This window comes from Calothrix rhizosoleniae SC01 (genome assembly GCF_900185595.1).
Classification (GTDB): domain Bacteria; phylum Cyanobacteriota; class Cyanobacteriia; order Cyanobacteriales; family Nostocaceae; genus Calothrix_A; species Calothrix_A rhizosoleniae.
Window position 1 is genome coordinate 1 of the sequence record NZ_FYBH01000043.1, and the last position, 14,010, is coordinate 14,010.

Sequence of the window (14,010 nt, forward strand, 5' to 3'; positions counted from 1 at the left end):
TTGGGGATGCCTCTGGTTTTTCACAGTATATGGAAAAACCAGAGGGTGTGGGAAAAATCTAGATAGTTATAAAATCTATCAGCGTAAAAATTCCGCAGCACTTAAGCGAGCATTAGTCTGACTAAATTTAATTACTGGAATTGCATTAGCTCGAACAGCTAACCTTTGGGTTGGGACTTGGTATCGATTACCCCAGCCTCCATTCACATCTTCAGCCCGCAAACGAGGAGGTCTTGTTTTTCCTTCTGGTAAGGATATCAATAAAGTTTGACTAGCTTGCACATATTTTTCACCTTCGTTAGTAAAACGAAGCAAAGGACCTGCTAATTTTTGGGCAATTACTTGTTTAGTATTAGTAGCTGATGTTGATTTCTTGGCAACTTCCACCTGGCTGGAAGGATCGAAGGCAGCGATAAAAATTACTCCACTGTCTGCAAGTAGTTGAGTATGGCCTTGATTTGTTTGCCAAATTTCCTGAAAACTACCATCAGAGCCAATTTGCAAGAGATTGAGTTGCGCTTCCCACTTTCCCTGTTTGACCCTTACATTTTGGCGAGCTAGGATAGACTGCTTTCTACCCTCGGGATATTGCAAGGATTCATCTCCACTTGTGGTATTTGGATACAAGTACCTGACTGCCATAATACTAATTTGACTAGATTCAGGTAAATTAGTATTACCTACAATATTGTATAAACCTTTACTGGATACTGGCTGTATGTTTTTAATTTCTAACTTGACATCCGGCTGTGTATTTTTAACACAACCATAACTGAATGACAACAGAATTAAAAAAATCAGACTGAAATAACTTTTCAATGATTTTTTCAGTATATTTGACATTATAAAGCGATAAATCATAGTAAACCTGAGAAAAATACTGATTAAATTTATTTAAAATTTATATAAGCTATATTTTTACCTATTAATTCTAAAAATAGCTGTAAATCAATTAAAAACTTATTTGTTGATACAACTTTATTCAGAATATACCAAAATTTTAGATTAGTCGAATATACTTGATTTATTTGCTAAAGTTACGACGTAAAAGTAAACCCATACTGAATTATTTATTTAGAGAGGCTCATGAGCCACACTGTATCAGATTGTCATAAATTTACTTCACCCTATCGGCTCCATAAGTTATATTTTTGGTTCTATGCTGCCTCACTTTCTTTCTTTTGGGTAATAGTAGTTACTAAAGTTGCTGCTGCTCAGACAAGAAGACCCCAACAACCAGTTCCTACTTTTCAGATTGGTTTGGGTAATATGTTACCTGTACCCAGATCACCAGTACCTAGTAATAAAAAGAAACCTGGTTGGCAGCAAGCACCACCACCACCGAATGCCCAAGATGCCAATCTTGCAGCAGCACCCTCACAAAATTCACTTTCTAATGCTCGTCAGCAAGTACCTGCTGCGGATATCAACCAACAAGAAAACTCCTTTATTCAGGAGCAAGTAACAGGGAAAAAACAAAAGCTGAAAATCGAACAACCGAGCAATAAACCCTTAATAGCAGCAGGGGACAATAATTCTAACTTAGGTTTAGGATTGCCGGGTACAGCAAATAATCAACAAAATTCTATTCCTAGAGCACCTACCTTTAACCAACTTTTGAATTCCCCAGGACAGGGAGCAGTTGTTAATCAAGGGAATAGGACAGTCCCCAGTTTTAATCAACTAATAAATGCTCAAGCACCTGCATTACCCCCATTACCAGGAGCAAATATGGCAAATACCAGTACAAACACTGGTACACCGACTTTTAATCAAATACTAAATAACCAAACTGCTCCAGGGTCATTTAACAATAATCAAGTCCAAGAGTTTACAGCACCCACATTTAATCAATCTCAAACAGCACCATTACCCCAATTGCCTAATAATAATGGTAGACAGCAGTTACTTAATGGGAATTCTCCCACTGCGATTCCCAATACTAAGGTGCCAACAGCAATTAATAAAAGGGGTAATCTAATTTCCAGCACCTCTTTGCGAGAACCTTATTTGAGGTTAGAGGGCGTGTATTTAACCCAAGGAAGTGATACCTCAGCACGGGCAAGACTTACAGGGGTATATCCCATAACTCCTCAAGTATTATTTGGAGCAACAATAGATGTTTCCAGTGAGGATAACTCCTTTGATGATTCTCAGGGAGAAGGGATTAACATCAACGAACTATATTTTGCTACATCCTTAACAGGACTACCTAATTTACGGTTTGTAGTTGGTCAATTAGATTTAACATCTTATTTTGACCGCAACAGCTTTGCTAAAGATGGGGCTAGCCAATTTTTCAACCCTGTTTTTCAAACTAATCCAGCACTTTCATCTACGGGTATTGCATCTCGCCCTGGTCTTCTGGTTAACTGGAGTGTTACTGACAACATTGAAGCAAAAGGTGCTATATTCTCATCAGCAGATCGAATTAGTGACTTTTCCTTAGATGGATTCGCGGGAGAAATTGCTATTCGTTATGGTAATGCGATTATTCGCGGTACTTATGCTTCTGATCGCGATTCTGGAAACAATGATAGTTTCCGGGAAAGCTTTGGTATCTCCCGAGGAAACGACCAATTTGGAACCTTGGAAGATGATCGAGAAGAAGCATACGGGATCAATGCTGAAGTATTTATTCCCCAACTCAAATTGGGTCTTTTCGGACGTTATGGACGTTATGAAAACCGTGACTTGGGCGAGGGTGGCGATACCTATGTAGTGGGAGCTAGTTTTGTGGATATATTCACACCTGATGACAGATTAGGTTTAGCTTACGGCAGGGAATTATCCAACGAAAAGCTCAATGATGGAAAAAACCCAGATGTGATGGAACTGTTCTATGATTTCAAATTTCTCCCCAATCTGCGACTGGGTTTTACTATTCAAGGACGGGATGAGTTTGAAGAGACAGTTTTGGGTATTCGTGTGAAATCAGAGTTTGATGTGACTCCAAGGGGGAGAAATTCTCGATGAGGCAAAGGCAAAAAGACAAAAAAAGTATTCGCTGTCCTGGGAGGGGAACGAAGCAAAAAAGTAGAAGGATGAAAAGTATTTCTCTTTTTACTTTTTCATTTGTCCTTTTGACTTACCCAATTAATGTGCCAGCTTTGGGTAGCAATATTGCCACCGCTCAGACACAAAAGTTACCTCAAGCAGTAAAAAAGGGTTTCAATTTATTAAAGAAAGGGCTGGTAAATGATGCGATCACAACCTTCAAAAAAGTCTTAAAGACTAGACCCCAGTCCTTACAAGCTAGATTGGGTTTAGCTATTGCCTATCGTCGGGCTGGGAAGATTTCCGCAGCTTGGAATGCCTATCAAAAGGTGTTAGAAGTCGATGGTAGCAACCAACTAGCATTAAAGTCCATTGGTTTGTTGGGTACTTATCGTCCTCAATGGAATGCCAAAGGGATTGGAGCATTGACAACTTTGTTGCAATTCAACTCCAATGATGGAGAAGCTCGTGGTTTGCGGGCAACACTATACTCATACCAGGGAAGATTTGCAGAAGCGATCGCCGATTATCAAATTGCTCTCAATGGTAATCCTACCCCAGATACAATTTTGGGTGCGGCTCAAACCTACAGTTACACAGGTGATTTTCCCAAAGCTTTGCAATTGTTTAACCGTTATCAAGGTACTGGTAAAAATATTCAAGGGTTTGCTGCTGTTGCCTATGGTCGGACTTTAAGAGAAACTGGCAATGCAGCCGGGGCAGTCCAGGTATTAGAGGCACAATTACAGCGTTCCTCTGGTTTAGATACCGTAGCCATTGAAACCCGTAAAGAATTAGCGATCGCTTACCTGGGAACTCAAAAAAAAGCACAAGCATTAGCAATTTTAGATCCTTTAAAAGGTCGTGCGGATACTTTACTGCCGTTAGCTAGAGCACTAAATGAAATCCGTAAAAGCACTAATAATCCTGCCTTAACACAGCAAGTCGGCAACCTTTATCGTCAGGCATTGACAAACAACCCCAATCCTTCCTCCCAACTCCTGAAAGAAGCCGGTGATGTCTTTAGTGGTTTACCCCAAGGGAAACAAGCGGCACTACAGTTGTATCGGCAAGCATTGTCAAAATCCCCTAGTGACAGAGGTTTACAAATTAAGCAGCTAGCTTTAGAAAATAAGTTAGGTTTATTAACCAAAAATGCTCTGAAGCAGCGTTTATTCCCCATCTTCCAGAACTTACCTAATAAACCTGCCCAACTGCAACCACTGGCATTAGCATTGGCAGACATAGATAATCCCGATCCAGAATTGCTGCCTGTTTATCAAAATTTCTTACAACCTAGGGTCACATCTTCAGGGGTGAACGTGCCATTTCTGTATTTTCGAGTGGCACAGATTTATTTGCAACTCCAGGATATGACCAGTGCTAGACAAGCTTTAGCAGCCTACACCACAACTAGCCAAGGGAAAAAAGACCTAGCACCCCAGTTATTAGCAGCCGAAATTGAACGGCAAGAAGGTAATTTCCAGGCAAGTGCCCGACGTTACCAAGCTTTACTAGGAACTAATCCGGGCAATGACATTGTGAATGCAGCTTGGCAGGGACTAGCAGGGGTACGCTTACAACAAAAGCGGTATCAAGAAGCACTAGCTGCTTATGACCAACTCCTGGCACTTAATCCCCAAAATCTGAATATTCAATTGGGACGTACTAGTATTGCTTATCAAGCCAAAATGATTTCCCAAGTCCAAGCTGAAGGATTTCTGAACAATTGGTTAGCAACCCAACCAGCAACTAATACCCCCCCAGAATTATTTAGTTTGGTGACAGCACTGCCAACTACACCCCAAAGGGTACCTCTGTATAATTACTTAGTCCAAATTGAGCCTAGTAATATTAGACTGCAAATGCGCTTAGTGCAGGCGATCGCCGAACGTAGTCCTGCACTAGCCAGAGCTAGGGTAAAGCGTTTACTGGCTAATTTGCCCCAAAATTCCAATACTGACCAATTACAAGCTGAATTAGCCAGGGCAATTGGAGATTTTGACCGAGCTGGCAAAGCTTATGAGCGTATTTTAGCAACAGAGCCAGATAATACCGATGCTTTGGCGGCTTTAGGAGGAATTCGTTTTGAACAGCGCCAGTTTGATTCAGCCCAGCAGGTGTATACGGAAGTAGTTGAACTCAAGCCAGATGACAAAGAAGCACGTCGAGCTTTAGCGGGTTTGAATGCAATTATGGATAAACCTTTAGCAGCATTGGCACAATTGGAACAACTGCAACTGGAGCAAATTTCCCAAGGAGCTACAGATGTGGATGTATCCCGGCAGATGCAACAGTTGCGGGAAGACTTTTTGCTGCGGCGAGGTTTTCAGCCCCCTTGGGAAAGCTATGAGCGGCGAGGTAAGGATTCAAAATAAACTCGTACTAGCCCCTTTGGGGAGTGTAGGGTGTAGGGGAAAAATGAGCCCCGACATCTTGGTGCAAGCCCCTTCTTTTAAGTATGGCGTTCCCTATCCCCTACACCCCGTTCATCCTCTTGATTCATCCAGTTGCTAAAATTCATATTCCAATTCCGTAACACTGATTCCTTTGCCAAAAATTTGGAACAAATTACTTATCTAAGTTAATAATTAAGGGCTATTTGGGAATAATAAATATGGAGATATTACTGAGAATTAGTTCAGTACTCTATTACATTGTCTGCAAACTATTTCATTAACCATGCGACACCTGGCAATCTTGGCAACAATTGTTAGCCCAATTAGCCTATATGCCTGTGATGCAAGTCTTCCTATTTTTAACTCTCAACCAACAACTAATCCTGTAATCACAGCAACTCCATCTGTAAATGGTCAAAATCAAAATACCCCAGTATTTTTAACCAAATTACCTCCATCAACTCCCAATCGAGAGTTACTCGCTGTGAGCTGGGAAAGTTATCGCCAGTCATTTATCCAAAGTGATGGGCGAGTGATTGATTATGAAGCTAGCGATCGCTCTACCAGTGAAGGGCAAGCATATGCGATGCTACGAGCAGTCATGATCGACGATCCTCAAACCTTTGCTTTAACCTTAAACTGGGCAGAAAATAATCTCCAGCGTCAAGAAAATGGTAAACAAACCGATAGTTTGTGGGCTTGGAAGTGGGGTCAGGATGCAAATGGAAAATGGGGAGCAATTGATCACAACTTTGCTAGTGACGGTGATATTGATGCCATCGTTGCTTTAATTCTGGCATCACGTCGCTGGCATCAGAAGGAATATCTGCAACTGGCGAAAACTAAACTGCAAGATTTGTGGAACCTGTCCACAGCTTTAGGACCAGAAGGTAAGCCTTACCTTCTACCGGGCCCTAAATCTGCATTTATCCCTAATTCATCCACTTTACATCTCAATCCCTCCTATCTCGCCCCCTATGCTTTCCGGATATTTGCCCAGGTAGATCCAGAAAGAGACTGGTTAAAGTTGGTAGACAGTAGTTACCAGATCCTAGAGAAATCATCCCAGCTTTCTCAAGTAAACTTACCTAGTGACTGGGTAGCTTTGAATATTAAAACAGGGAAATACCAAGCTCTATCACCCAATAGTAAAATTCAAACTCTGTATAGTTTTGATGCCTATAGAGTGTGGTGGCGATTAGCCTTAGATGCTCAATGGTTCAATGCTAAACCAGCCCAAAGATATCTACAAACAGCAACCCAATACTTAGAAAAACAATGGCAAGAAAAGTCTAAATTACCAGCTCGTATTGACCTTACAGGAAAAGCTTTAGTGGATTATGAAGCCACATCTCAATACACCATGCTTTATGCTGCCTGGATATCAATCAAACCACAGTTAGCCAAAGAAATATTAGAGCAAAAAATCTTACCTAAATACAATCAAGGGATTTGGGATGATAAGTCAGCTTATTACACCCAAAACTTAGCTTGGCTTGGTTTAATACCACCAACAATTGTGTCTCAAAATTTACTAAATCAGAATTAGAAGCGACTATATTTTGTTTTTTCCCTCAAAATCACATAACAATGTTTATTTATGAGTTATAAAAGGACATATTTGTTTCCAGTATTTTTAACCAAGAGTAAATAATAAAAATTACACTTCCGTTTTAAGTCAATCTCTATAATTAACTACCTGTCCCATGAAGCTGTTGTTTCAACTTTCCCAACTTAATCAAAAAGCAATTGCGATTGCTTTTTGCTTCCTGCTGTTGCCAAATCCTTTATTAAGGGCACGAGCAGAAGGAAAACAGGAGATCCAAGATCAACAAAAACAAAGGGTGTCATTACAACAGCCAGTGACTTTGTTGGCTCAAGCAACTCCAAAAAATCTGAAAATTCCTGCAAAAAGTCCGGAAAAGCCGAAATTATTTACCCATAATCTAGAATTTAATCGTAGTCCCATTGTTGGTAATCGTTTGCGGTTGCAAGGAAGTTATGCGGAAACTCGCCTAGGCTTCACCCGTCCCCGCAGTTGGAATGTGAAAAGCTTAAAAGCCTTAGTCCGTTTTCAACACTCCCCAGCTCTTTACGCCAACCGTTCTAGTCTGACAGTATTAATTAACAATACTAGTATCGGCAGTATACCTCTCAACCGTAGAGAGTCGAAAGTGGGGCAGGTACTGCTAAATATTCCCTCCAAAATGCTTCAGGATTACAACGAATTAAGAATTGTTGCCCAACAAAATAATTCAGAGCAATGTAGTGATCCTGGTAGCCCAGAACTTTGGACAGAAATTTTGCCAGATTCCAAGTTAATTTTCCAGTTTCAGCCCCAACCAATCGCTCTTAATTTTAGTCAGTATCCATATCCTTTTATTGACAAACTGAGTTTAGAACCCAATCGTATTGTCTATTTGCAACCTAATCAAGTTGCTCCATCTTGGCTAACTGCTACCAGCCGTTTACAAGCCTCATTTGGCAGACTAGCAGATTTTCGTCCCATCCAGACTAATCTCATTACCAATATTAATGATGTCAAAGACAATGATCGCCTGGTGATTGTCGGTACTCCCAGCGAACAGCCATTTTTAGCCGATCTGAAATTACCCGTTAAAATTGTCGGCTCCCAAGTTCTCGATACCAATCAGAATCCCATACCTAGCGATCGCGGCGTATTACTCATGACCACAACTAAGAATGGCGTGCCCGTCTTAGTTGTGACAGGAAATGGAGCAAAAGGTGTGGCAAAAGCAGCCCAAGCTTTAAGTCAGCCCCAAGTGCAAAAAATGAGTACAGGTAAAGTCGTATTTGTAGATCGGCTGCAAGAAGTCGTTACTCCGGGAGTTCGTAAATGGCCCCGTTACTTACCAGAAGCCAATAGTTTTCAGCTTAAGGATATTAAAACCCAGCTAAATGGAGAACCATTCTCTGATGTCACCGTCAGAGGTTCGGGAGCGCCACCCGTGGAAATTGATTTCCGTGCTTTACCAGATGATAGATTTTTGCGCGGTAGTTCCATGAACTTGGTATATAGTTATGGGCCCCAAGTTAATCCTAGAACTTCGGCTGTGGAAGTACTTCTAGATGGAGTGTTTATCGGTGGAGCTCGTCTCACATCTGAATCTGGACAAACCCGACAAAACTTAAAAGTCGATTTACCTGCCAACTTAATTAAGCCAAATTCCAAGTTGCAAGTGTTTTTCCGTATGAATTCTCGGGAACCATTTGATAGACAAAATTGTACGGCTCCACCTGTGGAGCAATTATCAGGCACAATCCATACTGATACTAGCTTTGATCTAAAACGAGAGACTTCCATACAGCTCCCTAACCTCAAATTACTGCAATTTGGATTCCCCTTTGCTGCACCCCAGGATTTATCTAGAACCGCAGTGGTGTTACCATCTATTCCCACTGATACAGATATATTGACTTTATTCGCCTTGAGTGAGCGTTTGGGACGACTTAGCCGAGCAGATACCATTAAACTGAAAGTTTATACTCCTGACTCTTTACCTGGGGCTGTGCGGAAAGAAGAGCATTTAGTGGGCATTGGTACCTTAGATCAGTTTCCCTTCCCAGAAGTGTTTAAGGAGCCCCAAGGTTTTAATTTTGGTCAAGGATTTATTCGTTCAGCCACAGCCGCAACAATTCAAACACCTCAAGATAAACAAGGGGCAATCAAACAAGTTATTTCTCCTTGGAATAGTGATCGCGTCATCTTAGCTTTAACTGCTCAAACATCCACAGGTTTAGATCGAGTCCGACAGATTCTTAATCAAGACTCATGGTTCTTTCAACTTAAGAAAGATACAGTCTTAATTGATAGCAATCGGGCTAACCCTGTTCCTTATGACCCCGATGCTTATCAACTAGCATTTTTCCAAGATGCTCCCTCTACTAGCCGTGTTGAAAATACCTCAATCCTGAGTAAAGTATCTCGATTAATACAAGAAAACTGGTTGTTATTACCTACAAGCATAGTGGGCATATCTCTTTTACTCTATGGTATTGCTCAGCTATATCTCAAACGTGTAGATCCCAATGATAGTAAATAACCCTGATTCACTTATTGGTGATTAGGTTAAAAGTGCTTCAGATTGCTAATTACCGCTTGAAGAAAATACATACAACCCAATAGCTTTTAGCGGTAATTGACCACTGATTTTTTAATAGTAAATTATATACACTACCACATTTATTGTGGAAATAAATCTAAAGGTTAAAATCCCCAATAGTCTGATAAATCCCCACTAGAAAGTTTCTCCATCACCAATGTCTTCGTCCTCCTTCAGACCACCGAATCAGCAAGATAACCATAAGCGCTCCAAATTTAGCCGTTGGCTTATTGACTTGACACCACGATTTGTCGATCGCCTACTGCAAAAAGTAGGTGTTAAGTATTTTAAGTGGTTTATCCTCCTACTATGTTTAATTTCAGTACCACTGATTACAACACCATTAGAACGTTGGCAACAAGGAGTTGTTGCTGGTTTTCTCATACTGATCGGTTACTTAGCAGTGCAGGCTGAGGGTAAAGAATCCTCTGCTGAAATTAGCCAGTACTACCACCTATTTATGGTGTGGCTGAGTTTAATCACAACAATGCGGTACTTGTACTATCGCACCAGTTACACCCTTAACTTTGATGGCATTGTCAACAGTATTGCTTGTTTAATGCTGTATGGAGCAGAACTTTACGCCATCATCACCTTAGTTCTGGCATATTTTCAAACGTTAAAAATTAAAGAACGTAAACCAGTTAATTTGGCGAAAATTCCTGAAAAAAATTGGTTTACAGTTGATATATATATACCTACTTTCAATGAAGATGTAGAGATTGTTCGCAAAACAGCATTAGCGGCTTTAGCTTGCGAATATGTCCCTGGAAAGAAAAAAGTCTATATCCTTGATGATGGTCGTCCAGAAAGATATAAAGAAGATGATCCCCGTCGAGAAAAATTCCGTGCCAGAAGAGAACAGCTGCGGGAAATGTGTGAAGAAATTGGCTGTATTCACATGACCCGAAATGATAATAACCATGCTAAAGCTGGCAACATTAACACCGCCTTTCATCGTACCCAGGGAGATTTAGTATTAATTCTTGACTGCGACCACATTCCATCCCGACAATTTCTGTTACATACAGTGGGATTCTTTTACGATTCTCAAGTATCTTTTGTGCAAACTCCCCACTGGTTTTATAATCCCGACCCCTTTGAGCGCAACTTACTTACTGATGGCAAGGTGCCTGTAGGTAACGAACTATTTTATAAAGTCCTGCAAAAAGGTAACGATTACTGGAATGCCGCTTTCTTCTGCGGTTCTGCTGCATTGATTCGTAAAACCCACGCCCTAGAAGTGGGGGGAATTGCCGTAGAAACGGTGACAGAAGACTGCCATACTGCTTTACGCCTGCATTCACGGGGTTATAAATCTATTTACTACGACAAAATTATGGTAGCTGGTTTGGCTCCAGATACCTTTTCTGCCTATGTTGGTCAACAAGTGCGCTGGGCTAGGGGAATGGCGCAAATTCTCCGCCTAGAAAACCCGTTATTTAACCCTAAACTAAATCTTACATTTGCCCAAAGAATTTGTTATTTCAGTGCTACTTCTCACTTTCTCTATGGCTATCCCCGACTGGTATATGCCATTATCCCCACTTTATTTTTATTATTCGGCATTAACCCTATTCAGGGTTTGGGTTTAGAAACTTTGGCTTATGCCCTTCCCCACGTATTACTAGCACTATTTACCAACTATATTATTTACAAGCACGTCCGCTTCACCTTCTGGAACGAAATCTTTGAATTTGTCATGTCTTTCCAAGCAGGGTGGGTGACAATGATGGCATTGATTAACCCTAAACTTGGTTCATTTAATGTTACAGATAAAGGGGTAAATGTAAATAAACGTACATTTGACTGGCAATCCATGCGTGGTCTGGTAATAGTTACTGCCCTGGTTGTGATTTCTTTAATGGCTATACCTTACTGGCTATTACTACGTCCAGAGGATACAGAAGCAGTATTAGTAAACACTTTGTGGTCTGGATTTAATCTGATTTTGTTGGTAGCAGCATTGCTAGTAGGCTTCGAGCAACCCCAAATACGTACCTCTCACCGTTTGCAACGTCGTCTTCCTGTAGTTATTTCCAGCAAGGGACAGGCAATTATGGGTGAAACCACCAATATTTCTGAGACGGGGGCGTTAATCAACTTAGAATCTTGGCCAAATTTACCAGATGAAGTCCAGATAGAGATTATGGGGGATTTTAGTGCCCGTGCCACTGTCACAGCCAGGGTTGTGCGTCTTTCCCCAATTGATAATAACTATACTCGTTTAGGAGTCGATTTTATTAATCTCTCCCGCCAACAACTAGATGCTTTAAACTTAGTGTTGTATTCAGATGTGCGGGAATGGTATTCCCAGAAACGTCAGGATATAGACCAGCCATTTGCTTCTCTGAGTTTTCTGGCTACCAGTTTACCTCGTTCTTTACGGGAGATTAAACCTACTGATCGTCTCAAAGTACGCAAACAAGTACAGGCTCTAGGTCAATTTTACTGGGATGGTCATTTTTTCCCTGGTTTAGCTACAGAATTGGGAGTTACAGGAGTGAGGCTGGAGTTGCAAAGTAATAAATCCTTATCTGCTGACAGATTTATTGGACAAGAGGATTTACATAGAATGCGAACTGTTAAGCCGTTAGTTGGTTTAATTTTAGCTCACCAAACAAATCCTCCTCTAGCTGAAGACATGAATGATTTGATTGGAGATACAGAAACATCATATGGACAGAACTTAGATCAATTGCCACAAGTTGACATTTCTGATCCAAACATCGCCAATCTACTTCCTAGTCGTTTTATTGCCGAAATTATTGTGGTTGAAGAAGATACTGTTGGTAAGATTATTCTGGAGTTAAAATTCCCAGAAAAATTCCAGCAACGCCAATCTACCAAGATAAAAGAGCTTTTACATGCTCTTTGATTTCACTATAGGGTATAATTTTCGGTAGATTGAAAATAAATTTATTTATCCATCTATTGTTAATCTTATAAAAGAGTCTGCATATATGCAGACTCTTTTGTTATTGTCAATATTCAATAATGAATTAACAAGCAATTTTATGATTCTTAACAAGAAAATTTTGGTGAAATAGTGACAGAAACTGCTGAATGCCATAGGCTAATTTTATTGTTATAAGCTTAAATTATATTTATGACTGTGGAAAACGAATTCGTAAATTTAGTAAATTTAGAATATATTCCTTATATAGATGGGAATGGGGAATTGCCTGAAGTATTGCAGAAAAAAATCGGGATATACGCCATCTTTAATCAAGAAAAAATCTTACAGTTTGTAGGATATTCCCGTGATGTATATGCAAGTTTAAAGCAACATTTAGTACGCCAACCAGAATTATGTTATTGGGTCAAATGTCAAACGATTGAACGTCCAAGCCGCAGTATTTTAGAAAATATTCAGGAGGCTTGGATTGCGGAAAATGGCAGTATACCTATGGGGAATGGTGAAGATCGAGAAAAATGGACTCAGCCCATAGATGTGAAAGCCTTAATTACTCCAGAAGAAAAGGCTAATTATGATAATCCCATGAATGATGAGATGGCAAAAATGAAAATCATGAAAAATGTTGCTATGCGAGTGGAAGCAGATATTTTGCAAGGATTGCAACAGCGAGGTTTACAAATACAGATTCGCTTTAATCCTAAGTTAAAACAATCAGGTTTATTGGATTTAAAATAGTATATTAAATCGGGAGTATCTCAATTTTGATGCAATACCCTAGAAGGGTATCGCTATAGGAACAAAAACTACCTGGATGGGTTAAGAGGAATTTATTCACAGAAAATAGTATGGATAGCACTCAACTCAAGCCAGGTGCGAGCGCCAACAATTCCATCTACCACTAATCCAGTTTGTTTCTGTGGGTCTTTAACTGCGGTTTCTGTAATGGAACCAAAATCACCATCAAGTTCTCCTTGATAGTATCCAATAATAGCTAGGGTTTCCTGAATATTTTCGACTAATTCACCCTTGCTACCTTGCTTGAGAATTGGCATAAGTAGTTAAACATAATTAATTACACAATGTCATTGCGAGTGTAACGGAGTGAAACGAAGCAATCGCAAGGGTTAGGATTATTTCGCGTAGTTTGTAATAATGGTAAATATTTTTGTTTGATTACTTATCTACTGGAGCACCTTGTTCAAGCGATCGCCAAGTTTGAGTATCTACAATACCATTTCCAACAAGAAATTTCATGTTTTGGTAAAGGATAACTGCTTGCTTGGTTTTTGCGCCAAATATGCCATCAATTACTTCTTTTCCCAGAAATACGCAAGCACCTTGTTCATTTAGATGGATAAAAACCCGATAGGGTAATAGTAATTTTTGCAATTCCATGACTGCTTTACCCCGAGAACCTTCTTGCAGTATAGGTTGATTTAATGGAGATATGAAGTTTGTAATTTTTGTCAAAGATATCATAATGTATTTTAATTTTGATTTTTAATGTGGAAGATGAGCGATCGCAAATATTTTTTATGAATATGCTTAAGTAGCTTGTAGTAATTGTTCA

Annotated in this window: 9 protein-coding genes; 6 read left to right on the plus strand and 3 right to left on the minus strand. The window is 40.0% G+C overall.

All coding sequences use genetic code 11. The features are described from left to right. Positions 1-78 precede the first annotated feature (78 nt). Positions 79-819 (minus strand): SH3 domain-containing protein, encoded by a 741-nt coding sequence (locus tag CALSC_RS02335; protein ID WP_235006649.1) that lies wholly within the window; start codon positions 817-819, stop codon positions 79-81. 267 nt (positions 820-1,086) lie between these two features. Here CALSC_RS02335 and CALSC_RS02340 point away from each other — a divergent pair, with 267 nt between their 5' ends. The 6 genes from CALSC_RS02340 to CALSC_RS02365 all read left to right on the plus strand — a co-directional run bounded on the left by CALSC_RS02340 (position 1,087) and on the right by CALSC_RS02365 (position 13,175). Next, on the plus strand, positions 1,087-2,976 hold the full coding sequence (locus CALSC_RS02340) for a porin (protein ID WP_088239819.1): 1,890 nt from the start codon (positions 1,087-1,089) through the stop codon (positions 2,974-2,976). A gap of 107 nt (positions 2,977-3,083) precedes the next feature. Next, positions 3,084-5,375 (plus strand): tetratricopeptide repeat protein, encoded by a 2,292-nt coding sequence (locus CALSC_RS02345; protein WP_327331016.1) that lies wholly within the window; start codon positions 3,084-3,086, stop codon positions 5,373-5,375. A gap of 304 nt (positions 5,376-5,679) precedes the next feature. Next, positions 5,680-6,945, plus strand: a complete 1,266-nt coding sequence (locus CALSC_RS02350; RefSeq protein WP_088239821.1) for a glycosyl hydrolase family 8 — start codon at positions 5,680-5,682, stop codon at positions 6,943-6,945. A 157-nt stretch (positions 6,946-7,102) separates the two neighbouring features. Further along, entirely contained in the window at positions 7,103-9,460 is a 2,358-nt protein-coding gene (locus CALSC_RS02355) for a cellulose biosynthesis cyclic di-GMP-binding regulatory protein BcsB (RefSeq protein ID WP_088239822.1), read from the plus strand. 217 nt (positions 9,461-9,677) lie between these two features. Continuing rightward, on the plus strand, positions 9,678-12,398 hold the full coding sequence (locus CALSC_RS02360; RefSeq protein WP_088239823.1) for a glycosyltransferase family 2 protein: 2,721 nt from the start codon (positions 9,678-9,680) through the stop codon (positions 12,396-12,398). A 231-nt stretch (positions 12,399-12,629) separates the two neighbouring features. Further along, complete coding sequence (locus CALSC_RS02365) at positions 12,630-13,175, plus strand: GIY-YIG nuclease family protein (RefSeq protein WP_088239824.1); 546 nt, start codon at positions 12,630-12,632, stop codon at positions 13,173-13,175. A gap of 92 nt (positions 13,176-13,267) precedes the next feature. Here CALSC_RS02365 and CALSC_RS02370 read toward each other — a convergent pair whose 3' ends face one another. Both CALSC_RS02370 and CALSC_RS02375 read right to left on the minus strand, forming a co-directional pair. Further along, a complete protein-coding gene (locus CALSC_RS02370) occupies positions 13,268-13,492 on the minus strand; it encodes a peptidoglycan-binding domain-containing protein (protein WP_088239825.1) in 225 nt (74 codons plus the stop codon). Between the two features lie 121 nt (positions 13,493-13,613). Next, positions 13,614-13,919, minus strand: a complete 306-nt coding sequence (locus CALSC_RS02375) for a peptidoglycan-binding domain-containing protein (protein WP_235006651.1) — start codon at positions 13,917-13,919, stop codon at positions 13,614-13,616. Positions 13,920-14,010: the final 91 nt, after the last annotated feature.